Annotated in this window: 24 protein-coding genes; 15 read left to right on the top strand and 9 right to left on the bottom strand. The window is 59.5% G+C overall.

Features of this window, described 5'->3' with window-relative positions:
* On the top strand, positions 1-728 hold a 728-nt coding region (locus tag HY696_12025; protein MBI4239124.1), incomplete at its 5' end, for a hypothetical protein.
* Entirely contained in the window at positions 725-928 is a 204-nt protein-coding gene (locus tag HY696_12030; GenBank protein MBI4239125.1) for a hypothetical protein, read from the top strand. The genes HY696_12025 and HY696_12030, both read left to right, overlap by 4 nt.
* Before the next feature lie 332 nt (positions 929-1,260).
* On the opposite strand, the gene HY696_12035 is transcribed toward HY696_12030, so the two are convergent.
* Positions 1,261-1,458 (bottom strand): hypothetical protein, encoded by a 198-nt coding sequence (locus HY696_12035; protein MBI4239126.1) that lies wholly within the window; start codon positions 1,456-1,458, stop codon positions 1,261-1,263.
* A gap of 323 nt (positions 1,459-1,781) precedes the next feature.
* Between HY696_12035 and HY696_12040 the strand changes: the two genes are divergently transcribed.
* The 5 genes from HY696_12040 to HY696_12060 all read left to right on the top strand — a co-directional run bounded on the left by HY696_12040 (position 1,782) and on the right by HY696_12060 (position 8,387).
* Positions 1,782-2,690: a hypothetical protein gene (locus HY696_12040; GenBank protein MBI4239127.1), complete on the top strand. Its 909-nt coding sequence runs from the start codon at positions 1,782-1,784 to the stop codon at positions 2,688-2,690.
* Positions 2,691-3,098: 408 nt separating this feature from the next.
* Positions 3,099-5,093 carry a hypothetical protein gene (locus tag HY696_12045; protein MBI4239128.1) on the top strand — a complete coding sequence of 665 codons (1,995 nt, stop codon included), beginning with the start codon at positions 3,099-3,101 and terminating at the stop codon, positions 5,091-5,093.
* A 7-nt stretch (positions 5,094-5,100) separates the two neighbouring features.
* The gene (locus HY696_12050) at positions 5,101-5,850 is read left to right on the top strand and encodes an ATP-binding cassette domain-containing protein (protein MBI4239129.1); all 750 of its coding nucleotides are present in this window, start codon (positions 5,101-5,103) and stop codon (positions 5,848-5,850) included.
* Positions 5,847-7,334, top strand: coding sequence for an ABC transporter permease subunit (locus tag HY696_12055; protein ID MBI4239130.1), 1,488 nt, complete (start codon positions 5,847-5,849; stop codon positions 7,332-7,334). Before HY696_12050 ends, HY696_12055 begins: the two co-directional genes overlap by 4 nt.
* Positions 7,335-7,517: 183 nt before the next feature.
* Positions 7,518-8,387, top strand: a complete 870-nt coding sequence (locus tag HY696_12060; GenBank protein ID MBI4239131.1) for a L,D-transpeptidase family protein — start codon at positions 7,518-7,520, stop codon at positions 8,385-8,387.
* Here the strand turns inward: HY696_12060 and HY696_12065 are convergent.
* Positions 8,384-8,821 (bottom strand): universal stress protein, encoded by a 438-nt coding sequence (locus HY696_12065; GenBank protein ID MBI4239132.1) that lies wholly within the window; start codon positions 8,819-8,821, stop codon positions 8,384-8,386. The two genes, HY696_12060 and HY696_12065, sit on opposite strands and share 4 nt — an antisense overlap.
* A gap of 17 nt (positions 8,822-8,838) precedes the next feature.
* Entirely contained in the window at positions 8,839-10,194 is a 1,356-nt protein-coding gene (locus tag HY696_12070; protein MBI4239133.1) for an Nramp family divalent metal transporter, read from the bottom strand.
* A 102-nt stretch (positions 10,195-10,296) separates the two neighbouring features.
* Between HY696_12070 and HY696_12075 the strand changes: the two genes are divergently transcribed.
* Both HY696_12075 and HY696_12080 read left to right on the top strand, forming a co-directional pair.
* The gene (locus HY696_12075) at positions 10,297-10,986 is read left to right on the top strand and encodes a metal-dependent transcriptional regulator (protein ID MBI4239134.1); all 690 of its coding nucleotides are present in this window, start codon (positions 10,297-10,299) and stop codon (positions 10,984-10,986) included.
* A complete protein-coding gene (locus HY696_12080; protein MBI4239135.1) occupies positions 10,976-11,821 on the top strand; it encodes a transporter in 846 nt (281 codons plus the stop codon). Before HY696_12075 ends, HY696_12080 begins: the two co-directional genes overlap by 11 nt.
* Before the next feature lie 170 nt (positions 11,822-11,991).
* On the opposite strand, the gene HY696_12085 is transcribed toward HY696_12080, so the two are convergent.
* Positions 11,992-13,422, bottom strand: a complete 1,431-nt coding sequence (locus HY696_12085; GenBank protein ID MBI4239136.1) for a right-handed parallel beta-helix repeat-containing protein — start codon at positions 13,420-13,422, stop codon at positions 11,992-11,994.
* A 218-nt stretch (positions 13,423-13,640) separates the two neighbouring features.
* Here HY696_12085 and HY696_12090 point away from each other — a divergent pair, with 218 nt between their 5' ends.
* A complete protein-coding gene (locus HY696_12090; protein ID MBI4239137.1) occupies positions 13,641-14,639 on the top strand; it encodes a transporter in 999 nt (332 codons plus the stop codon).
* A 132-nt stretch (positions 14,640-14,771) separates the two neighbouring features.
* Here the strand turns inward: HY696_12090 and hemL are convergent, their stop codons facing one another.
* Complete coding sequence (gene hemL, locus HY696_12095; GenBank protein ID MBI4239138.1) at positions 14,772-16,052, bottom strand: glutamate-1-semialdehyde 2,1-aminomutase; 1,281 nt, start codon at positions 16,050-16,052, stop codon at positions 14,772-14,774.
* Positions 16,053-16,117: 65 nt separating this feature from the next.
* Here hemL and HY696_12100 point away from each other — a divergent pair, with 65 nt between their 5' ends.
* The 4 genes from HY696_12100 to HY696_12115 are packed head-to-tail and all read left to right on the top strand — an operon-like array spanning position 16,118 to position 19,311.
* Positions 16,118-16,849 (top strand): hypothetical protein, encoded by a 732-nt coding sequence (locus HY696_12100; protein ID MBI4239139.1) that lies wholly within the window; start codon positions 16,118-16,120, stop codon positions 16,847-16,849.
* Between the two features lie 12 nt (positions 16,850-16,861).
* Positions 16,862-17,743 carry a hypothetical protein gene (locus HY696_12105; GenBank protein MBI4239140.1) on the top strand — a complete coding sequence of 294 codons (882 nt, stop codon included), beginning with the start codon at positions 16,862-16,864 and terminating at the stop codon, positions 17,741-17,743.
* Between the two features lie 2 nt (positions 17,744-17,745).
* Entirely contained in the window at positions 17,746-18,270 is a 525-nt protein-coding gene (locus HY696_12110; GenBank protein ID MBI4239141.1) for a hypothetical protein, read from the top strand.
* A 9-nt stretch (positions 18,271-18,279) separates the two neighbouring features.
* Positions 18,280-19,311, top strand: coding sequence for a zinc-binding dehydrogenase (locus HY696_12115; GenBank protein MBI4239142.1), 1,032 nt, complete (start codon positions 18,280-18,282; stop codon positions 19,309-19,311).
* A gap of 408 nt (positions 19,312-19,719) precedes the next feature.
* On the opposite strand, the gene HY696_12120 is transcribed toward HY696_12115, so the two are convergent.
* A protein-coding gene (locus HY696_12120) for an IS3 family transposase (GenBank protein MBI4239143.1) occupies positions 19,720-20,840 on the bottom strand; the annotation gives its coding sequence in 2 pieces (ribosomal slippage) (positions 19,720-20,588 and positions 20,588-20,840; 1,122 coding nt in all).
* Between the two features lie 45 nt (positions 20,841-20,885).
* Positions 20,886-21,248, bottom strand: a complete 363-nt coding sequence (locus HY696_12125; GenBank protein MBI4239144.1) for a Bro-N domain-containing protein — start codon at positions 21,246-21,248, stop codon at positions 20,886-20,888.
* Here HY696_12125 and HY696_12130 point away from each other — a divergent pair, their 5' ends adjacent.
* Complete coding sequence (locus HY696_12130; protein MBI4239145.1) at positions 21,249-21,458, top strand: hypothetical protein; 210 nt, start codon at positions 21,249-21,251, stop codon at positions 21,456-21,458. It begins immediately after the preceding gene.
* Positions 21,459-21,483: 25 nt separating this feature from the next.
* Here the strand turns inward: HY696_12130 and HY696_12135 are convergent, their stop codons facing one another.
* Together HY696_12135 and HY696_12140 are read right to left on the bottom strand one after the other, a co-directional pair.
* Positions 21,484-22,245: a hypothetical protein gene (locus tag HY696_12135; GenBank protein ID MBI4239146.1), complete on the bottom strand. Its 762-nt coding sequence runs from the start codon at positions 22,243-22,245 to the stop codon at positions 21,484-21,486.
* 76 nt (positions 22,246-22,321) lie between these two features.
* Positions 22,322-22,807: a YajQ family cyclic di-GMP-binding protein gene (locus HY696_12140; GenBank protein ID MBI4239147.1), complete on the bottom strand. Its 486-nt coding sequence runs from the start codon at positions 22,805-22,807 to the stop codon at positions 22,322-22,324.
* Positions 22,808-22,834: the final 27 nt, after the last annotated feature.

The raw sequence follows: 22,834 nt of genomic DNA on the forward strand, positions 1-22,834 counted from the left end.
CCCCGAAGGAGCAGGAGTACATCGAGTTCCTGTGGGACGCCTTCGAGACGAACTACTCGCTAGGCATTTATAAGTTCGCCTTCCTCGGCTACCACATGCTCACGATGAGCTTCGTCTATTTCAATATCTGGCAGATCAAGCAGACGACGCCAAAGGATTTCGCGATGGGCCTGATCGGTTTCGGCAAGGACATCGAGAAGAGCCTGCTCGAAGCCACTTCGCCCTTCGTGTTCAGCGCCGTGAACGAGCGCAGCATCCTGCGCTTCCTCAAGCTCATCGCCTGCGACAACGGCAAGATCGGCACCTACGCCAAGCTGGTGGACGACCGCAACGACACCGCGCACCCGAACGGCAACATCTTCTTCAGCACCCAGGTGGCGCTGGACACCAAGATCACTGAGATCCTGCGCGTCGTGGACGAGATCCAGACGCACTCCAAGCCGGTCATCGAGCACTGCTACCGCGAGTTCCTGATCGAGAGCCACGATCCCGATGAACGCGCGTATCCCGATCCCGCGGATCAGATCCGCGAGGTCCTGATCCATGAGAACTACCTCTCGCAGAAAGATATCGAGATCTGCCTCGGCTTCGGCCTGACGAGCCTCGGCGACGCGGTACCCGCCGACCAGGCGCGCGAACTGCACGACGCGCTGGTGACCAGGTATGGAATGGACGATGAGCGCAGCGAGGCACCTGCGATCGCTCTCGACTCGGTGACGCGACCATGACCGTTCTCGAAGAACTCGTTGAGTGGTCCCAGGACCGCCCGGCCTGGCAGCGCGACGCCCTGCGCCGCCTCGTTCTGAACGGCGACCTTTCCGATGACGACATCAGGACGCTCGCCGAACCACAGGACATCGTTCCGCTCAAGAAGGAGCACGTGCCGGAGAGGGTTGCGGCAGCTGCGCCCGTCTCCATGCGGCGATGACGAAATGCTCGAAATGGCTCCACGACCAGGCACCGGCGGCGCGTGCGCCGGTGCCCGAGCCAGCGGAACTCAAGGCCGACATCGAGGCGCTGGAAGGCTGGGTTAAGGCAATTCGTGACCGACGTTAGAAATGAAGCTCGAACGGACAGGATACTGCACCTAACGGTGACGGAGCTTCGTCTCCTTTAAGAGCCTGTTCAAGATCGCCTCAGGAGCAACACGAGAAACGCCAACCCGACCAGGTAGACTGGTATGTGGTCTGATTGCATCCATGCAGCACCGCGGCGAAGCCGCCGATCAACACAAAATCCAGCGGACTCTTAACGAGGAACTCAATGAGCGCTTGGAGATTCTGCATGATGCACCGATTCCTGCTGCGACCTCATTTGTTGTAACGCCATGATCGTGTCAAGCGTGTCCTGATGCTGCGCAATCCGCGCTTCATAGGAGAGCTGCAGATTCGCACGAATCATCCAAATATCCACACCACGCCGCAACCAGTCGCGATCTTCAGCTGAGCAAGCCTCCATAGGTGGATGGCAACGTAGTGGATCCATCCGGCGAAGACAAGCCGCGTGCATAGCCCACCGCCGGCTGCACGACAGACGCAGTATTCCGTGTATTGTACTTTTGTCCTCACCGGGGTATTTGTTTTCCCTATTCACTGTGGTGTCTTCGCCACAAATAAACAGCGAGTCGGGCTGAATGGCTACTCATTGAGCACAAAGAATTGGTCACCGACATCAACGTCACGCGTCGCTCGGCAAGTCATGCACGAAATGGGCATCGAAGGCGGAGCGCCAACAATCATAGACCCCTGCACTATTGTTATAAACACGGTTACGGTTAGTGTATGAAAACATTTCTCGCTTCCAAAGATAAATTTGCGTTGCTCATCATGCCGGGGCTCTTTCATGAGCTGCCAAGTGGTCATTGGTTGCCCCTCGCGCCCAATACCATTCTTACGACACAATTGAACTTGCCCGATCTCCATTGGAAGCTATGGCTTGGGACAATCCTGTGGGAAGAAATAGTGGAAGCTGGTTTCTATCTCATCGTGAAAGACCCCACAGCGACGCCTTCGGTGCAGAACCATAAGAACCAAAGCATTCAAGACCAAGCGGTCTATTGGTGGCATGCTCTGAAAGTTGCCGGGTCTTTCAAGTGTGACAAGCCCGTGATCCTCACGGGAACACGCGCTGCCGATGGTATCAGAATTGAAAGTAAGAGTGGTTACTGCCGTTGGTACCACCAGGGAGATAATCGCTTTATCGCATTGACGACCGACCATCTCGCGAGTTGGCGAGCACTCCGCAACGCCAATGAGCAAGTCCGCGTTGATTTCAGAATGCGCCATTATCAGAGAATCATTTTTGGTTTACGTAATTTCGTCCATGCAATGGAATTGGAGATGATTAACTGGCGGTTGCCAGCACTTGTAAGAGCCATTGAGGCATTTGTGAAGCCCGGTAAGCACGATATTGGAAAGATATTCGCCCGGCGAACCGCTTTTCTTACCCGTGATGACAACGAGTTCCGTAATGTGTCGGAATCGGAGTGCACAGATATCTATAAACTGAGATGTGACTATGACCATCTCTCTGACATGGCAATGCCTACTGAATCGGAATGGCAGATGATTCATACCTGCGAGAATGTAGCCAGACGGCTTTACCAGCGATTCCTCCTGAATCCCTCTTTCCAACAACAGTGGTCTGACGACACTTCTATTGATGCGTTTTGGACGAGCCATGGCATGTAGGTTTTACGTATTGAGTGGTCGGCAGTGTGAAGTGAAAACTGCGTCGCGAGTTCGCGTCAAGTACACGGTCATCAGCCCAACGAAGACAACTGCGGCGTACAATATGTGAGCCCGGGCGAGGAGCGAGGGGGGCTTGCGGGCGAGTCTGAGCGAGGGAGATCTATGGGGTTGAAGCCCGACCGAGCGAGGGTGCGGAGTGGCAAACGGCGTCCGGTGGACGGCGGCAAACACGATGCACGGATGAAATCTGCACTCCGAGCTTGCTGAGTAAGCCGAGCGCCGTAACGCGAGGCGAACGGCCCACAAGCCCCCCTCGCTCCTCGCCCGGGATACGGGCTTCACATTTCAATCCGCGTACCCTAGGAAAATCCCTTTCCCTTTTCCCCTCGCTGGATTAAGCACGCGCGCATGAAAACATCGAAACGCGTTTGGTTCGTCATCGGCGGGCTGGGGGTTCTCGCGATTGTGGCCGTCCTCTTTACTCGGATGGAATTGCAGAAACGAGTGCAGCAGTATGCCGGCGGCCAAACGGTTCACTTCGGCGGACTCGAATTTGTGCTCCCGCCGTTCGCTCCCACTATCAGCGGCGCCGTGTGGCCGGTCGCGAAATTGGGCGATTTGAAAATCGCGGTCGGCGCGTTTGGGAAAGCGGCGGAACTGACACTCACTGATGCCACGATCCACGTCGTCCCGTGGCGGGCCGGTGTCATGTTGCTCGGCCAGACCGCAACGTTGATGCCTCCGAACAGCACGACCCCACTGACGTTGCACGATGTCGCGCTCACGTTCAAACATCACGATGAATTGAGCTCGCTGGAAATCGGTTCACTCTCCCAAGCCATTGCGGCTGAGGAGCCCCGCAAACCGGGACAGTTCGAGGTGAGCGGTATCGTGCTCCGCGCCGCGATGGGCGCGTCATTTGTTCCCGACCACGTAACGTTGCAGGCCAAGCGAATCACCGTGCAACCGCCGCTGAAGGAGTCGGGAAAATCCGAAACGTTCAGTTGGGAAGCGCCGCAATTCGTCCTCGAATCGAAGGCCGTCGGTGCGCAGCGGGCGATCACCATCAGCGCCAATTGGGGCATGGGCACCGGGGAATTCGCCGAGGGGCGGCTTAAGATTCAACCGCTCCGCTTCACGACCCAGCTCAACATGACGGAGCGTTCCCGTGAAGATTTTCAGAAACTCGTAGCGCCGTTGGGCGAGGCATTCACCGATGCGAAGGCCGGATTGCCCGACCTCGAAACGAATAATCGGCTCGTCAAAACATTAATGACCGCGTGGCTGGAGAGCGGCTTGGCCCCGCGGGATCTGCAATATGACTGGCAAGGGATGACCTGGACCGATGCCAACGGCCGCGAACGACTGGTCGTCGGGACCAGCCAAGGGACCGGGTCGCTGCACGACGATCCCGCGGGCGTGCAGTTCACGACACAGCTCAAACTCGACACGATGCAGATCGGGGCGCCGACCGTGGGCCGGATCGAACTGACCGACCTGCAATGGTCCGGCAAGGGCACGGATCGACACGCCACGTATCTCGAACTGTTGAAAGACCAGCAACAAGTCTTGGCCGCGATGCAACAAGCACCCGAGGCGATGAACGTCCCGCGCACGCTGTTGATGGTGATTGCGCAATATCCACACACGGCGGCGCAGCAATTTTCGATTGCACGGATCACGATGGAAGGGGAAGGAACGCATGGCGAATATCGCGATCTCAAACTGCAAGCACAGTTAGGCGCTCAGGGGGGCGACGGCTCCTTCAGCGGCACCATCGTGGAGCAGACACTGAATCCGCCGTCGCCGATTGAAAAAATCTCCAATGCGCAATTCACGCTGCAAGGGAACACGGCGGTGCCGTGGGAACAGCTCCAGGCGCAAGGCATTGCCGTGCTGCAGAAAGGCGCAGCCGCACTCGGCAGCGAGGCCGTGATGGCCTTCTTCCAACCGTATCGCTCCCAACTGGCGCTCACGTTGCAAGGCGGCAGCCTCGGCTTCGACAGCACTGTGCAGTTGCACGGCGCGTTGGATCTTTCAGACTTCACGCTCACGACAGAAGAACGCGCGTTGTTGGATGGCGCCGACCTCAAGGCACAAGCCGAAGCATTGACGCAAATCGGTCACCGGATCGGCACACGCGCGCAGCAACAAGGGACCGCAGAACTGTCGTTCGGTGTCGACAAACTCGCCGGACTCAAAAAAGTCGTCGACGCGATCAGTCCAAACAGCTTCGATCTCGCAATGCAACAATTGGGCGCCTGGGTCGTACTCGACGAAGCACACGACACGCTGCGCTGCGCGGTGGCGTATCAAGGCGGAAAGTTGTTGCTCAACGGGAAAGAGCGTCCCGATCTGGGCGAGATGCTCTCGATGGTCCTCAGCGGCAATATGCACGACTGAGCGGCGCATGGAAACCGTCCCGCCCGCCATTACGTGTACGAATCTTTCGTATTGCTATCCGAACAGCGCATCGGGACTGCACGATATCTCGCTCACGGTGCAGCGCGGCGCCACACTGGCGTTGTTGGGACGCAGCGGGAGCGGCAAATCGACACTGCTCCGAATGATCAATGGACTGCTCGCTCCGCAACACGGGCACGTCCGCATCGACGGCACCCCGATCGACTATCGAGACTTGTCGGCACTCCGACACCGCATCGGTTATGTGATTCAACACGTCGGACTCTTCCCACACCTCACCATTGCCGACAACGTCACACTCCCGGGTCGATTCATGCGTCCACGGAATCGCGCGCACGACGCGGCGCGATGCGCCACCCTGTTGGAACTCGTCGGCCTCGCCCCCGACCACTATGGCCCGCGCTTTCCCGCAGCCCTCTCCGGCGGCGAACAACAGCGCGTCGGCATCGCCCGCGCGCTGTTTCTGGATCCGCCGCTCTTACTGATGGACGAACCGTTCGGCGCCCTCGACCCGATCACACGGCGCACGATGCAGCACGAATTTGCGCGCTGGAAGGAACGATTGCAGCAAACGATCGTCTTTGTAACGCATGACGTGCGCGAAGCCACACTGCTCGCTGACCGAATCGCGCTGCTCGACGCCGGACGCATCGTGCAAATCGGAACGCCCCACGAGCTCCGCACGGCTCCGGCCACTCCGTTGGTCACAGAATTTGTGAATGAGAAGGCGTTATGATCCGCCGCAGCCTCTTGGCATGCTGTCTCTTCTGCTTACTCCCCGCACTCGCGTCGGCCAACGGCACGATTCGCGTCGGCGCGAAACGCTTCACGGAAGGCTACATCCTCGGCGAACTCTTCGCGCAGCTCATCGAAACAAACACGGCCTATCGAGTCGAACGCCGTTTCAATCTCGGTGGAACGAAAATTTGCGTCGAGGCGATCACGAACGGCGCGATCGATCTCTATCCCGAATATACAGGAACGATTCAGGAAGAGATCCTGCACAGTCCCACGCCGTTGGCCCCAGCCGCCATCAACGCCCAACTCGTAGCCGCGTTGCAACTGACGATCGGACCCTCGCTCGGGTTCAACAACACGTACACGTTGGCCGTCCGCGCGGACACGGCGGCGGCCGGCGTCACGACGATCAGCGCGCTCGGCGCCCGACCGGAGCTGCGCTACGGTCTGTCGCATGAATTCTTGGAACGGCGTGATGGATGGCAGGCCGTGGCCGCCGCGTACGGACTGCATCCACCAGCCGTGCGCGGCTTGGACCACGGCCTGGCCTACGAGGCGCTGCGCAACGGCGACGTCGACGTGATCGACGCCTATTCGACCGATGCCAAGATTGCCCGGTATCAACTGGCCATACTGGACGACGATCACCACTTTTTCCCGGAATATCTGGCCGTCCCGTTGTGGCGCACCGCAACGGTGTCACGCTATCCGGAACTCACTCCGCTGTTCGCGCAACTGCGCGACCGAATCGACGCGCCGGCGATGCGCGCACTGAATGCTGCCGCCGAAATCGATCAACGCCCGATCCCCGCCATCGTGCGGGAGTTTTTAATCGCGCAACATCTCGTGGGCGCCGCAGCCGCTCCATCCTCGTCGGCACGGCCGCTCTATCGCTTATTCGCAGAACATCTGCTGATCACGTCGATCGCCGTTGCGGCCTCGCTGCTGCTGGGGATCCCGCTTGGCATCCTGCTCACACGGTGCCCGCGCGCCGCACGTCCCGCGCTCGCTCTCCTCGGACTCTTGCAAACCATTCCCAGCATCGCGCTGTTGGCATTCATGATCCCGCTGCTAGGCATCGGCGCGCTGCCGGCGATCACCGCTCTGTTGCTCTACGGACTGCTCCCGATCGTGCGCAATACCTACACGGGGCTGCAGAGCGTCTCACCGATGTTGCGTGAAGTCGCGGACGCGATCGGACTCACGGCGTGGCAACGATTACGCGTGGTCGAACTCCCGCTCGCCACGCCGATGCTCCTTGCCGGCATCAAGACCGCTGCCGTGATCGCGATCGGCACCGCCACGCTCGCCGCGTTCATCGGCGCCGGAGGCCTCGGCGAACCGATCGTGACCGGCCTCGCATTGAATCACACCGGCATGATCCTGCGCGGCGCCATCCCGTCCGCGTTGCTCGCGATCGCCACTGAATATGGCTTTATCCTGATAGAGCGCTGCTGCATCCCACGCGGCCTCCGCCACTGATCCGGGTATCGCGCGGCGGGGTATAAAGCGACCGCCGGAGTACTCGAGTACCCAGCGGAGTGCTATTGTCGTTTCTGACGCTGGCTCCGCATCCGCATCGCCGCGTAGGCATTTCAAACAGTTAGGCCCGTCGACGTCTCGCTCACTCTCCTGGCATACTTACTGCTGCTGCATAGGACACCTATGCGCACACTCCGCTCCGGATTCGCCGCGATCCTGTTCCTCGGCACCCTACACATCGGCTTCGCGCGCCCTGCCTGCGGCGCCGAGGAGGCGATCAATCCCGCCGATGACGTCCCAGCACCGACGGCCGTGATGGTGAGTCCGTTGCGGATTTCGATTAATATTCCGGCACGCGAATTGACGCTGTTCGAAAATGACCGTGTAGTGGCGCAATATCCCGTCGCGATCGGCGCTCCAGCCTATAAAAGTATCGTGATGGACGATCAGATTACGCGCATCGAATGGAATCCGTGGTGGTATCCGCCGCCCAGCCCGTGGGCCGCCGGCGCATCCGTCACCCCACCGGGCCCGGGGAATCCGCTCGGTCCGGTCAAGTTGCCGCTGGGACAAGGCATTCGCATTCACGGCACCAACAAAGAAAGCTCCGTCGGCACCGCGGCCTCGCATGGCTGCTTCCGGATGCGCAATCGCGACGCCACGGCGCTGGCGTGGTATCTGCAAACGCGACTGACGATGCAAAGCGACCCGGCATTGCTGGAAAAATATCGCCGCAACCGCGGCAGCACGTTTATTGTGAACCTCGACCAATCCGTCCCGGTGAATGTGATTTACGCCACGGCCGTCGTCCAAGACGGCGTGCTGCATCTCTACCGCGACGTCTATCGAAAAGTCCGCGATTGGTTTACGCCAGTCACGACCGCGTTGGAACAGTCGGGCATCCGCACCGACCAACTCCCGCCCGAGCGCCTCAATGAATTGCGTCAGCAGCTCCGGAAAGGTGATCTCCATATCCCGATCCACGAGCTGCTCGAGGCCCCGATGGCTGCCTATGCACCTGTCGCGGAGACTGCCGCCATTCCATCCCGCTAAGCGACGGCTTCTGCCGAGGCCTTAATCAGCAATACGGGGATTTCTACCGCGTGTCTGACTTTGGTCGCTGTCGTGCCATAAAGCAAATCGGCCAAGAAGCGATGCCCATGGGTCGACATCGCAATCAGATCGCATTGCTGCTCTTTGGCGAACTTAATGATTTCATCGGACGGGTTCCCCTTCGCCAAAAAATGCTGCACATGCATTCCGCGCGCTTGTAGCCGCGCGGCCATCTGGACCAGATAGGCACGATCCTCGCGGATCTCTTCGGAATCCTTGAGCGCTAAATCGTCTTGATAACGCGCTGCCCATCCATCCGCGACATGCAGCAAGATAATTTCGCTCTGAATATGCACGGACAGCTGTTCGATGTGCCGAAGAATCGTTTCATCGACGGCGCTATGATCCAGCGTGACAAGAATGCGACGATACATGGGATCTCCCTAAAACGTTACGCGGACCAGGCACGGAACGTTTGATACAATAACCAGGCATTCAGCGCAGCGATAAAACACGCCATCGTATAGCTAATGCATTTCAAACACCATCCGTTGGCAAACGTCCCCATTTTGGCGCGGCTACTCGTAAACTGCACCAGCGGAAACACGGCGAACGAGAGCTGCAAACTCAAGATCACCTGACTTAAGATCAGGAGTTGGCCCGTTCCCTTCGCGCCGTACAACGCGGTGACGATCACCGCGGGCACGATTGCAACCAGACGCGTAATCAACCGGCGCAACACGGGAGAGATACGGAGACGGAGAAACCCTTCCATCACGATTTGTCCCGCGAGCGTTCCCGTTAACGTCGAGTTCTGACCGGAGGCCAGCAGCGCCAACGCAAACAGAAAACTCGCGAAGGAGACGCCCAAGAGCGGACTCAAGAGTTCATACGCTTGTTCAATCCCCGCGACGTCATGATAACCGTGGCGGTAAAAGACCCCTGCGGCAACGATAAGGATGGCCGCATTGATAAAGAGCGCAATGAACAGCGCGATCGTCGAATCGAGCGTGGCATAGCGAATCGCCATCCGCTTCCCGGCCACCGTGTCGGGATAGTTGCGGGTCTGGACGATCGAGGAGTGTAAGTAGAGATTGTGCGGCATCACCGTCGCCCCGAGAATGCCGATCGCGATATAGAGCATTTCGCGATTGCGCAATATTTCCACGCTGGGGATAAAACCACGCGCAATGCCGCCCAAATCGGGACGCGACAAAATAATCTCCGTCAAAAACGCGCCACCGATGATCGCAATAAGACCGATCACCAGACACTCGACATACCGAAATCCTTTATTCTGCAGATACAAGATCAACAGGACATCGCCGGCCGTGAGGCAGACGCCCCACAGGAGTGGCAGTTGAAACAGCAAGTTCAGCGCAATGGCGGACCCGATGACTTCGGCCAAGTCACATGCGGCGATAGCAATTTCACACAAGATCCATAACGCAATGCCGACCGGTTTGGTGTAGTGGTCGCGACAGGCCTGCGCGAGGTCTCGCCCGGTCACGATGCCTAACTTCGCAGACAGCGCCTGCAACACCATGGCCATGATGTTGGAGAGGAGGATCACCGACAGTAGCGCAAAATTGAATTGCGCCCCCCCCGCCAGATCGGTCGCCCAATTGCCGGGATCCATATAGCCCACAGCGACCAAATAGCCGGGGCCCGCAAAGGCCAACATCTTGCGCCAAAAGGAGGCGGCTGAAGGAACCCCAACGGAGCGATGTACTTCCGGCAACGAGGGGCTCGCCCGCGGCAGGCGCCAGGACGGGTCGGCAATTTCGGTCGCGGGCGTCGGTGGCATTGGGGACTCCTTCATCATGATATTCCCACCTATTACATGATATTCAATTTGACTAATAAACCATATTAGCCTAGCCTAATACTTGCAAGGAGAAAATTATATATGAGCACGCATCCGCTGCCGTCGGCCGAAATCAGTCCCGCGATTCAAGACTACATCAAGGCCTGTTACCGCTTGGAACGCGACACCAATGCCCCAGTCCCGATCGGCAAATTGGCCCAAGCGCTGAATGTCGCGCCACCGTCGGTCACCAACATGGTCGAACGCCTGACCAGTCTGCGCCTGGTGCGGCGGGACAACGAGGGCCGCATTGGGCTGACTCCGCAAGGGATGAGCGTCGCGTTGGAAGTGGTGCGTCATCATCGCCTGTTGGAAACGTTTCTGATCAACGAACTCGGGATGGATTGGGCCGAGGCCCACGAAGAAGCCGAAGTCCTCGAACATTACATTTCGGAGCGACTCGAATCACTGCTTGATCAACGATTGGCACGCCCCACCACGGACCCGCACGGCGAGCCGATCCCGCGCAAAGACGGGACCATTCCGCTACAGCGCGGCCGCTCGCTGTTGGAATTCGAACCCGGCAGCACGGTAACGATTCGCCAAGTCACCGCGCACGATCCACAGTTATTGCACTATCTCCAAGAACAAGGCCTGATTCCGGGCACGCGGATTCGCGTGCAACGGTTGGAACCCTTCAACGGCCCGCTCGTCCTCGATCTGCGCGGCGACACACGCGTCGTGAGTCGCGAAGTGGCGGCCTGCATCACCGGAGCCGCATATGGAAAATAGTAACACCGGGCCAGGACTTTTTCTTGCTACAGTGCTCGCGATCACGGCGACGCTCGGCGCGGCGCCGCCGGCGTACAGCGAAACATTCGACAACCATCCACCGCGCGACGACTTCGCGGCCGCGCTAGAGACCGATCGGCCCGATATCAGCGAAGCCAGCTCCACTGTGGGACGGCACCGCTTTCAACTGGAAACCAGCGTGGCGTATAGTCGCGACCACGACAGCGGCACCACCACCCACTTCTACAGTGCACCGACGCTGCTGCGGTTCGGGATCAGCGAGCCGCTCGAAGTGCGATTGGAGAGCGATATGTTCGCCGTGCAACGCGAATCCGGCATGGGCACCACGCACGGTCTCACCGACTTGGCGTTCGGAATGAAAGCGCACTTAACCGACGGAAGCGGTGGTATTCCGTCGCTCGGCGTGTTGGCGCATCTCGGCGTTCCGACCGGCAACGACGAATTTTCGGCCAACGGCGTCGAGCCGGAGTTAAAAATATTAGCGGATTGGGACGTGGTCGGCGATCTGGCGCTCGGGATGAATGTCGGGGCCGACATCCCAGTCCGCGACGCCGCAGGCGATAAATTCGCCCGCTTCCTCTACTCCGCCGCGTTCAGCCACCCCATCCCCGGCCTGCGCGACCGCTGGCGGGTGTTTGTCGAGGCCGCCGGAACGGTCCCCGCGCATGCCGATAAACCAGACACCCACATATTCAATACCGGCACCGCGCTCCTCATCACTCCCAACCTGCAACTCGACGCCTTCGCCGCCGTCGGCCTGACCGCCGCCGCCGAAGGCATTCAAACCGGCTTAGGAATCAGTTGGCGGCGATGAATGCGCCCCGCCCAAAAGGGCGGGGCATCCACTTCCCTCTCCCATTGGGGAGAGGGTTGGGTGAGGAAGAGACCACCAGTGCAATCAGCCACGTGCATCCTCCCCCTCACCCTAGCCATCTCCCCAACAGGGAGAGGGAACGCAAAGCAAATGCATTGCAGGCACGTACATTAGCGGAGATCGCGAAGAAATTTGGCGCGATTCAGAGCGGTCGCAAGTAAGACGAGCCCTGTGATCGCCAGTAGATTCGCCAACGTCCGAGCAGGACGCGGCGAAAGCGGTGCCGATTCAAACGCGGCCGCGGCCGTCAAACTACACCCGCCATTCGCGGGCACGAGTTGCCACGACGGCACGATCGCAAAGAGCGCGGCGTTATTGGTGTAGCGACAAATTCCAATTGTATCGGCTGCGTAACCGGCTGGACACGCGGCCACGCAGTCGCCCAGGAAATCGAACTGCCCGTTCGGGCACTCGCGTTTACAGGCACGGTTCATTTCCACAAATCCCGCCGGACAGTTTTCGGTCACATTCGGACCCACGACCAACGAGCCGGCATCGTCTTGAATATTCCCCGCCAAATTGCCCGCCACCACGGCATCGTCGATTGTGTTGCCGGTCGTGCCATCGTGATTATGAATCCCGAACTGCTCGTTGTTCAGGACCGTCGCGCCGGCAATGGTCGTGTTGGAACCAAGCAAATCGATCCCGGTCTGATGATTGTAACTGGCCTCCACGTCGATGAGTTGGGTGTTATCGCCCCGCACCGTGATCCCGTTGCCGCCGTTCCCGTTGGCCGCGACTGCTTCGACTTGAACGGCATCGCCGTTCACGACCAATCCATCCCCGGCATTGCCGGTGAACGTGGATTCGGCCACCGTGGCGCCATCGCTATTCACGACCATCCCGTCGCCGCCATTCTGTGTGGCCGTCATGTCGGAAAAATTCAAATCTACAACCCCGGCCACGTCACAAATCCCATCGCCCGGCATTTGTGCGACCTTAAATCCCGCGGCCGTGATGTGACTCCCGGCGAACGTCAGACCACACGGCGGCTTGCTGGCAGCAAAGTCCGTCTTGAACGTCCCACCCTTCGCGCTCAGCGTCGTCTGCTCGCCCTTGGGCCCGCGAAAATCGAGCACGATCGGAATCCCGGCCTGCGCAGTTTCCGCATGCACCGTGATCGTCACCGGATCATCCACTTGCCACGTGATCCCATTCAGTCCCTGATAGTTCATCGAAAAGCAGATCGCCTTCAGCGTGCAACTCTTGCCGATCACGTCGGCCACACCTTTCGCAGCCGCGTTGTTCGGATCGGTCATTAACACAGGGACTTGCTTGGTAACCATGGTCGGCGACATCGATTGGAGAATCGCCACCATCGGCAGCAGATACTTACTGTCGAGCGTGGCCACCCCAGTCGTCCCGGCCTGATATTCGTACCGATAGACGCATTCGCCCGGCGCCGGCACGGGACAGAGCGAGGCAGGTGGCTGGGACGTTGACCCGCCCGCCAGCGTCGTGGCCGGCATCAGCCAGCAGAGCAGCGCGTACCTGAGGAGCCGACGCACGAACCACGACCACGGATGAACGGCAAGGCGCATACGCCGGATAAAAAGCAATCACTATGCCACGGAATTTTACTCCGTCGGACGAGATAGGGGTTTCATTCCAGCTGGTTACTCGGTCGACCTCCACACAAAGCCGTACCGAGTGGGGACACGCCACCTCACGGCTCGGGCGTTCAAGTTTCCGTAGGCACGACCCTGGGAATCATGTTATGAGGCGTACAATGTATCATTATATATAGGGGGAAACGCGTATGCCGAAACATTATACGAAGATCATCGCCGTGGCCGTCCTGACCGGGACGTTGGCTGCGACTCATGTCGTGCACGCGAAGGGGGTCACCGCCGGTTCACAGTTCGAAGAGCGGAACATCGACGATACTGCGACATCGCCCCAGTCTGTTTCCACGAAGACCACGGCCACGCGCGCAGCAGCGTCGACCAAAGCACCGAAAGCCATAGCGACTCCGAAATTCCAGACGACGCAACCGAATCCACCGACCGCAGCACCAACGCCGCGATGGTACGGAGACGATACGGTCATCACGGCGGAACGGCCGCGTGCGACGCTCGATCTGGACACCGTCGGCAAACGACGTTTCCAAGTCGAGACCAGTTTCGATTACCAAGTGGAAAGCGACACGCCCGGCTCGGTGTCCACGATTGCGTTCCCGACTCAAGTCCGCTTCGGCGTGATCGATCCATTGGAACTGCGCGTGCGCGGCAATTTGTTCACGTTTCAAAGCGTGAGTGGCGGCGGCACGACGCGTGGCTTCGGCGACTTGGCGTTCGGCACCAAGTGGGCAATCGTGCAAGGGGGCGGATTCCTCCCCGCCGTCGGGCTGGTGGCCGATCTCGCCGTGCCGACCGGCTCGGACAACGTTTCGAATAATACGTTGGTCCCACAAGGACGCGCCATCGCGGCGTGGGAACTCCCGGCAGAATTTCGACTCGATACCAACGCCGGATTCGATTACCCGCGACGCGACGCAGCCGGTGATCGCTTCGCCCGCTTTCTGTACGGCGCAGCGGTGCGGCGCGCGCTGCCGTTTTGGGAGCACCGCATCAACACGTTCGTCGAGTTGGCGGGCGCAGAGCCGCTGCATGATCGCAAAGCAGGCCCGCATATCTTCGGTACCGGCGCCGGCGTGCGGATCACCGAGGCGATGCAGCTCGACACCTTCTTGCGCGTCGGACTGAACAAGACCGCCGCGAATCTGCAAACTGGTGTTGGCTTCAGTTGGAAGCTGTAGTGCGCCAAGTTGCCAAAGCAGGTTGTTCAAAAAGGCCCAGATGCTAGGCGGCCCGCCCGTCCGCGACCGGAGCGTACTCGGTTGTACGTGAGGATCGCGGACGGGCGGGCCAACAACGCAGATGGACCTTTTTCAACAGCCTGCAAGCGCCTCGCGCGCGGCAGTGAGCGTTTGGTCGATATCCTCTGTCGAATGTGCCAGCGAAACAAAACTCGCTTCGAACGGCGACGGCGCCAAATTAACGCCAGCTTGCAACATCGCGTGAAAGAAACGGCGAAAGCGCGCGGCATCGCAGCGCGCGGTGTCGGCGAGTGAGCGGACCGGCTGATCGGTGAAGAAGAATCCCCACATCCCCCCGACTTGCACCGTTTGACAAGGAACATTCACACTGCGACACACGTCCGCCAATCCTTCGGCCAGTTGTTGCGCCCGTTGCTGTAAGATTTCGAACGCCCCCGGCACTTGGAGTCCTTGCAACGCGGCGATCCCCGCGGCCATCGCCAACGGATTCCCGGCCAACGTCCCCGCTTGATAGACCGGTCCCAACGGGGCGACGCGTTCCATTAAATCGACGCGGCCGCCGTAAGCACCGACCGGCAGTCCGCCGCCGATCACTTTGCCTAAGCACGTCAAGTCCGGCCGCACGCCGTAGTGTTGTTGCGCCCCGCCGAGCGCCACACGGAATCCGGTCATGACTTCATCGCAAATCAGCAACGCGCCGTATGTATCGCAGAGTGCCCGCAGCGCCGGCAGGAACTCAGCGGTCGGCGGCACGCAGCCCATATTGCCGACGACCGGCTCCACGATGACGGCCGCAATCTCGCGTGGGTGTTGTTGAAACAGCGCACGCACCCCGGCCGCGTCGTTGTATTCCGCCACCAGGGTATGCCGCGCGAAATCGGCGGGGACTCCGGCCGAATCGGGTTCGCCACCGGTCAGGGCGCCGGACCCTGCTTTGACGAGCAAGTAATCGGCGTGTCCGTGATAGCAGCCGGCGAACTTTAGAATCGTGTCGCGCCCGGTTGCGGCACGCGCCAATCGAATCGCGCTCATCGTCGCTTCGGTCCCGGAACAGACGAAACGGATTCGCTCCAACGTCGGCATCGCATGTTGAATGAGTTGCGCGAGCATCGTCTCGCGCTCCGTCGGCGCGCCAAAACTGAGACCCTCCGTTGCCGCCTGTTGGACTGCCGTGACGATACTCGGCGCCGCGTGGCCCAAGATCATCGCGCCCCAACTGCAGACGTAATCGGTGTACCGTTTCCCCTCGACGTCCCACAAATACGCGCCCGCGCCGCGCTGGATGAACGGTGGCGTCCCGCCCACGGCCTTGTAAGCACGCACTGGGGAATTCACGCCGCCGACCAAAACGCGTTGTGCGGCGGCAAAACAGTCTGCGGAATTAGTCTTCATAAGTTCGACTCCTGAATGGGATTGTTCATTGCGCGTCGCGCACGCGCTTGTTATACGCGCGTTCCATGCAGGCCATCTTTGCACCGCTCCACGAAGAAATCAAACATCTCCATCCATTACTGGAGATCGACACCACCGTCTATTTAGGCGCGAGTCGACTCTGGCACGGGAAGATCGGCAGCCACGAGTTGTGTCTCATCCGCGCCGGATTGGGTGAACCCGCGCTCGCGGCCATTGCCACGTACTGTTTTCGCGTCTTTCGTCCCACTGCGGCATTGTTGCTCGGCTTCGGCGGCGGGACACTGCCGAACATCCACGTCGGCGATCTAATTCTCGGCAAGGAATTGATCACGGCGGACGGACAGCACCGTTGGACAACATCCGAAGCGGCACTTCGTCACGGCAACGCAGCGGCCACAGCGGCCGAGCTCCCGCTGCGCGAAGGGATCGTTGCAATCCACGAGCAACCCGTGTCGTCGCCGCATGAAAAGGCATTTGCGGGGACCCAATACGGCGCGGCTGCGGCCTCGACGGAAGGACGCGGGTTTATCGAAGCGGCCGAATACGCGCATGTCCCGTGGCTGGTGGCGCGCGCCATCGTGGATCCGGTCGAAGTCCCGCTGCCGGAGGGATTCGCTCCGCTGGATGAAAGTGGTTGTATTGCGATCGGCGCATTGCTGCGCGCCATCGCACGGCAGCCGAGTCTGATCGGCGCGCTCTCATCGCTCCATATGGCCGCGAATCGCGCGCGCGACACACTGACCACGTTCGCCAAGTCATGGTTGGCAACCACCTGAGGTGGCCTGCTCATGCGTGCTCGATGCTGGCGTTGGTTTGTGTGCATACTCCTCGGAGCCGGTCTGCTCGCGCTGCATGATCATGCGTTGATCCAACTCACGCCGCCCGACACCGCAGCGCCGCTCGCGGACCACGCCGCGTATTTGGCCCGCCTCGCGCCCCATGGCGTCGGGGCCTATTTTTTCATCGACGTCCCACCCGTCGCTGCCAATCCGGAAATTCTCGACGCCCTCGCACCGCTGCTGCACGCCGCCGCCGTCACGATGCTCCGCCAACCGTTGGTCGACAACGGCGCCGCGATTCGCCTGCTGTTAATTCTTCAACTCCGCACCCCGCAAGGCACGCTGACGCCCTGTTTCTTGCTGGAGACCGCCGCGCCCACGCTATCGCCCTGTCCGCTGCTGGCCACTCTCGGCATGCCGTGCGTTCCCGTAGCGCCATCCGTGTTCAGCGTCGGTCCGGCGGTCTGTCAACAACGCATCGCCGGCCGAGCACGCACCGCACCGCCGCAATACACGATACCAAAGTACAATCTATCAGCCGACACGACGCTGCTCGGCTGGAGCGCGATCACGGACCGCGGCCTGCTCCACGCCCTCGCACCGGCGTTCCAACCGCTGATCGCCTCCGTCACCAGCCAGGCCGTGATCGACACGCAACTGCGGCTGCGCTGGCAGCTCATCGCCCCAAGACCGGAACAAGCCACTGCGCTGCACAACAAATTGGAGTCGATCCTCACGGCGGGCTTGCGCGCAACGGACGTCAGCCCCTGGTTGACGCCCATCCTCCGCTCTACTAAGTTGCAGCGCATTGAAGAACTGGTCACTGTGGAGTTGGCCGCCACCCCCGGCGAGTGGCGACAGGCGATTCAATACTTTACTGTAACAGAGTGATTATGCGCCCAGCTCGATTACCATCCGCGCTGTTCTTGTTGAGTCTGACCGCGTGGTGCAGCGCATGCGCCCAGCTGACGGGCAACGTCACGATCATCAATCAACTCGACCAACCGATGGCGGGGCGCATCGGCAAAGAGGCGTTTCATTGCGAACCGAAACGATCGTGGTCGAGCCAACATGTCAAACCGGGCGAACAGGAATTGGCCATCACCGGGCAGCCAGCGATGAAAGTGACCGTGGCCGAAGGAAAATCGACGATCGTGGAACCGAGCGGAACCGCATGTTTCATCGTGGCCGACTACCGACGACAATACGGAGAACGCTCCACCGGCGAAGTCCAAATCGTGGAACGGTTTGAACAACAGAAAACATTCGCACCGAAACAGCCGCTCACCGTGGCATACGGCGAACGCCTGCCGACCGAAGTCCCCGAGGGCACACCCGTCCGACGACTCCAGCTCGTGGATTGCCCGGCCTTGCATAACGACGAACAACTGGCAGAAACGCTGAAACGACTGCCGTAGGAGTCGACTATGAAAGCGATAGCGTTCGATGAGCATGGCGGTCCCAATGTCCTCCAGTATCGTGAACTCCCGACACCGGAACCCGGTCCCGGCGAAGTGCTCGTCAAAGTCGAGGCCTGCGGATTGAACCACCTCGATCTCTGGACCCGTCAAGGACTCGGCATCCCGCTCCCGATGCCGCACATCTTGGGCTGCGAACCGGTCGGCACGATCGCCGCGCTCGGGCCGGGCGTGGAGCAGCCGCAAGTCGGCGATTTCGTCGTCTGTTCGCCCGGCGTCAGCTGCGGCAATTGCGCCGCGTGCTTGAGCGGCAACGACAGTCTCTGCAACGATTACCAAGTCACCGGCTTTCAACGCCAAGGCGGTTACGCCGAATATTGCGTCCATCCCGCAAAGGATGTCATTATCGTCGGCCGCGAATTGAGCGCGACCGATTGGGCCGCGATCCCGCTCGTCTTTCTCACCGCGTGGCACATGTTGATCACGCGCGCAGCACTGAAACCCGGCGAAACCGTGTTAGTACATGGTGCCGGCAGCGGAATCGGCAGCGCCGCGATTCAAATCGCGAAGTTGATGGGTAGCGAAGTCATCGTGACTGCGGGCAGCGAAACAAAAATTGCGCGCGCGCTGGAACTCGGCGCCGACGCCGGCGTCAACTATCAGACCAACCCAACGTTCCATCGCGACGTCAAAACCCTGACCCACGGCCGCGGCGTCGACGTCGTCTTCGAACACATCGGCCCCACCACTTGGACCGAAAGTTTGGCCTCGCTGACGCCCGGCGGCCGCGTCGTCTTCTGCGGCGCCACCACTGGCCCCACCGTCACGCTCGATTTACGCTTCATCTTCGTGCGCCAATACTCGATCCTCGGTTCCTACATGGGCGCCAAACACGAACTGCTGCGCGTCCTCCGCCTCGTCGAAGAACGCCAACTCAAACCCGTCGTCGACACCATCTTCCCCCTCCCCGACGCCAAAGCCGCCCACCAAAAAATGCACTCCCGCGACTTCTTCGGAAAGCTGGTGTTGGCGGGGGTGTAGCGGCGTGTGGTGCGCAGGATCTGAGATAGAGAGAGTTTATAATTTCAGTTGTCGACAAAATATCGACAACTCGGCTCCGTCTTCCGCCGCCACCCTGACTTTCATCCTATACCAGTAATCTCTGGGGTTTGAGCTGTCGGTCAAGACGGCAATCACATCGATAACAGAAAAAAATCATTCATTACTGTGAATGATTTTTCTGATCTGCTTGCCCTTGAAAACCACCAAATGGGTTTCTGTCATGTTGTTTCTCCGTTCATTTTTTTCGGAGGTTCTGTCGGTCCAGTCTTTTGAACTTCTTGTACTCGCTTGGTGTCATGTCGAAGGCCGCTTTGGAAATCTCCGCCGTCAAGATGGCGTATTCCGGATCTTCTTTGACATCCCGCGCTTTCCTGACCTTCCCCCTTTTTATGTACCAGTTTCAACCAGAGAGTCCCTGTTGTTGAGCTTCCATTGTGCCGCATAGTCCGCCGGTGTCTGAGAGTCCAGTGCGCTATGCGGGCGCACGTTATTGTACAAGGAGCGCCAGTCTGCGATCTTCCGCTGCGCGTCGGCGAGGTCTCGGAACATCTCCTGATTCAAGCACGCATCCCGGAAGCGGCCATTGAACGACTCGCGATAGGCGTTCTGCACCGGTTTGCCCGGATCAATAAAATCCAGTTTCACCCCGTGCGTCGTGGCCCAGTCTTCCATCGCCAAACATGTCAACGCGGTGCCATGATCCATGACCAGGCGTGTGGGATACCCGCGCGGTGCCGCAATGCGATCGAGTGCGGCAACGACATGGACTCCGCGCAGTGAGCGCGCGACATCGATGGCCAATGCCTCTCGCGTACAGTCGTCGCCAAGTGTCAGACACTTGATGCGCCGTCCATCGCGACACTGGTCATGGACAAAATCCATCGACCAGCGGTCGTTCGGGTGCGCGGGGGGCGGCATCATGATGCGCCCATGGCTCGGCCGTTTCTTCTTCCGTTGTTTGCGCAGACTCAACCCCAGCGTGCGGTAAGAGAGTCGTTCCGTGCGTTGGTGGTTCACGACCAGCCCCTCCCGTTTGCAGACCGCATGAAGAATGGGCGCGCCCCAGCGCACAGGCTGTGCCGCCAGCGCGCGGATCCGCCCACACAAGGCGGCATCGCCACACGCTTTCTGCCTATACCGGTGACTGGCTCGGGCGGCTCCCCGTGTGGTGCAGGCCCGTCGCTCACTCGTGCGATACGTCTGTGGCACGTAACGCACCGCTGCACGGCGTGCAGCGGGCCTTACCAGTTTTTTGAGAGCACATCCTTGAGCGCCATGGTGTCCAGCGTGAGGTCGGCCACAATGTGCTTCAACCGGCGATTCTCATCCTCCAACGCCTTCAACCGCTTCGCATCCGACACCGACATGCCCTGATACTGCTTGCGCCACTCATACAGTGTTGCGCTACTGCCCCCTCCCTCTCGACTCAGATCCGCGACCGTCTGCCCGGCCTCCCACCGCTGGAGCATCCCGATGATCTGCTCCTCGGTGAAGCGCTTCCGTTTCATGCGTCCCTCCTTGCCCCTGCGGGCTTTAGTAGGGACTCTTTCCAGTTACAACTGGCTCAGTTTTTGGGGGGAAGGTCGCTTAAAAGGCTCTGCCTTCGGGGAGGGGATGGACTGGATGACTCGAAAGAGCGTTTCCGTATTGGCGCAGTCGGTTTCGTATCTCTTGCCGTCTGAGGACGCCAATTTCAGTTGTACGATTTTTCCGTACAACTCAGAAAATCCTTCTTTATCGTGCAATTGAGACTTCAAATCTGACCAGTAACGCCGAGGATTCGAGCTGTCAGTCAAGGCCTCCACAACGTCGGTAATCGAAAAGCACCACTCATTATTGTGCAAAGTCCTTCGAATCGATTTTTTCTTAAACACCACCAAGTGATTGACGTCAGCGATTGATTTCTCTTTTTTCATATGTTCTCCATCGGCAAATTCGCCGCTGCGGCCGCCGGCCTCCAATACCTCGATTACGCCGCTGCCACACATCAACCGCCACCCCATTGGTGGTGGCTCACCGCCACCGCCTTCGCCAGCTTCATCTACTTCACCTTTCGACACATCGCCGCCTCATCCCCACTCCCACACCACAAGCCGAAACAACTCCACGAACACAATCCCAAATAAGATTCTCGTTAAAGGGCGCGGGAAATTATTCCCCAGCTATCGCGCCAACCGCTTTGCTCAGCGCCTTGGAGCCGCCCATGTATTTTTGGCGGGAGGGATTCCATTGGAGGGTGGCGGGGTAGGTCTTGAGCGATGGGGGGCGGTGGCTACATGTGGTGGATTGGACCACGGTCATTTGGATGTCGTGATAACCCCCGTGACGGGCGGCCAGCGGCTGAAACTGTGGTTTCATGACGTGGGCGCATCCGTCCGCCGCAGAGGAATAGTGATACAAGTCGGGACCGTCGTAGATCGAATGCAAGCCGGTGGCGGTGACGCCAATCAGCGTGAGATTCTGAAACGTTTCGCCCGTGTTCGAATGGTGGTTGTCAACGAAGACCGCTGAGGTCCCATCGGCAATGGAATAGAAATGGACACGATCCTCGGTAAAAAAATCCAAACGACGGTCTTTTTGCACGCCGAGGGTGGCGGTGGTGTGCGGCTGCGGCACAATGTTTACGAGCGCCAGGATGCCATACTCTTGTCCCGTTTCCGCTTCCAGCGATAGCAGCAACAAGACTTGGTTGCGATCGTTGGGCAGCGGAGCAACGAGTAGACCATCGGACAGTGATACGGATTGATCGGCCTGCATGTCCTGTGTCCATGGTTTGACGCCGTTGATTTCATGCGGTGGGCGATGAAAACCACGCGCGGTCAGGGTCTTGGCGTCGAAGCCGATGAGCAACGTATCGAGCACGGACGTGTAGGGCCCGAGGGCACCAATCCGCTGCACCGGTACCGTCTGCACAGTGCTGGCGAATGCTGCAGTGTTGACACTCCAGAAGGTAAACACCCACACAACCAAAAACGAGTAGCGCATTCGCTCAATCCCGAAAGTTGGTGAATTGTAGCGGAACGGCGAAATCGCCGGTGCGGAGGAGTTGCATCACGGCTTGGAGGTCGTCTTTCTTTTTGCCGGTGACGCGGACTTGTTGGTCTTGGATTTGGGCCTGCACTTTCAGATTCGCTTCTTTGATGGCCTTCACGATCTGCTTGGCCTCGTCGGTGGGGACGCCTTCCTTTACTTTGATGGTGCACTTCAAACTGCTGCCGGCGCTCGGTTCGAAGGCGCCGACGTCGAGCGCTTTCAAGTCGATGCCGCGTTTGGCGCATTTCTGTCGGAAGATGTCGAGCAGCGCGTTGGCCTTGAAGTCGTCGTCGGCCACGAGTTTCAATTCCTTCTTTTCGATCGTGAGGGCGCTCTGACTGCTGCGGAAATCGTAGCGTTGGCCGATCTCACGCATGGTTTGGTTCACCGCGTTGTCGACTTCTTGCCAATTGAGTTCCGAGACGACGTCGAATGAGGGCATGGGAGTTCTCCTTAGGAAATGCAAAAG

The sequence above is a fragment of the Deltaproteobacteria bacterium genome (assembly GCA_016210045.1).
Lineage (GTDB): Bacteria > UBA10199 > UBA10199.

Coding starts and splice junctions, on each gene's coding strand:
- HY696_12030 (MBI4239125.1), top strand. CDS start 725: ATGACCGTTCTCGAAGAACTCGTTGAGTGGTCCCAGGACCGCCCGGCC.
- HY696_12035 (MBI4239126.1), bottom strand. CDS start 1,458: ATGGAGGCTTGCTCAGCTGAAGATCGCGACTGGTTGCGGCGTGGTGTG.
- HY696_12040 (MBI4239127.1), top strand. CDS start 1,782: ATGAAAACATTTCTCGCTTCCAAAGATAAATTTGCGTTGCTCATCATG.
- HY696_12045 (MBI4239128.1), top strand. CDS start 3,099: ATGAAAACATCGAAACGCGTTTGGTTCGTCATCGGCGGGCTGGGGGTT.
- HY696_12050 (MBI4239129.1), top strand. CDS start 5,101: ATGGAAACCGTCCCGCCCGCCATTACGTGTACGAATCTTTCGTATTGC.
- HY696_12055 (MBI4239130.1), top strand. CDS start 5,847: ATGATCCGCCGCAGCCTCTTGGCATGCTGTCTCTTCTGCTTACTCCCC.
- HY696_12060 (MBI4239131.1), top strand. CDS start 7,518: ATGCGCACACTCCGCTCCGGATTCGCCGCGATCCTGTTCCTCGGCACC.
- HY696_12065 (MBI4239132.1), bottom strand. CDS start 8,821: ATGTATCGTCGCATTCTTGTCACGCTGGATCATAGCGCCGTCGATGAA.
- HY696_12070 (MBI4239133.1), bottom strand. CDS start 10,194: ATGCCACCGACGCCCGCGACCGAAATTGCCGACCCGTCCTGGCGCCTG.
- HY696_12075 (MBI4239134.1), top strand. CDS start 10,297: ATGAGCACGCATCCGCTGCCGTCGGCCGAAATCAGTCCCGCGATTCAA.
- HY696_12080 (MBI4239135.1), top strand. CDS start 10,976: ATGGAAAATAGTAACACCGGGCCAGGACTTTTTCTTGCTACAGTGCTC.
- HY696_12085 (MBI4239136.1), bottom strand. CDS start 13,422: ATGCGCCTTGCCGTTCATCCGTGGTCGTGGTTCGTGCGTCGGCTCCTC.
- HY696_12090 (MBI4239137.1), top strand. CDS start 13,641: ATGCCGAAACATTATACGAAGATCATCGCCGTGGCCGTCCTGACCGGG.
- hemL (MBI4239138.1), bottom strand. CDS start 16,052: ATGAAGACTAATTCCGCAGACTGTTTTGCCGCCGCACAACGCGTTTTG.
- HY696_12100 (MBI4239139.1), top strand. CDS start 16,118: ATGCAGGCCATCTTTGCACCGCTCCACGAAGAAATCAAACATCTCCAT.
- HY696_12105 (MBI4239140.1), top strand. CDS start 16,862: ATGCGTGCTCGATGCTGGCGTTGGTTTGTGTGCATACTCCTCGGAGCC.
- HY696_12110 (MBI4239141.1), top strand. CDS start 17,746: ATGCGCCCAGCTCGATTACCATCCGCGCTGTTCTTGTTGAGTCTGACC.
- HY696_12115 (MBI4239142.1), top strand. CDS start 18,280: ATGAAAGCGATAGCGTTCGATGAGCATGGCGGTCCCAATGTCCTCCAG.
- HY696_12125 (MBI4239144.1), bottom strand. CDS start 21,248: ATGAAAAAAGAGAAATCAATCGCTGACGTCAATCACTTGGTGGTGTTT.
- HY696_12130 (MBI4239145.1), top strand. CDS start 21,249: ATGTTCTCCATCGGCAAATTCGCCGCTGCGGCCGCCGGCCTCCAATAC.
- HY696_12140 (MBI4239147.1), bottom strand. CDS start 22,807: ATGCCCTCATTCGACGTCGTCTCGGAACTCAATTGGCAAGAAGTCGAC.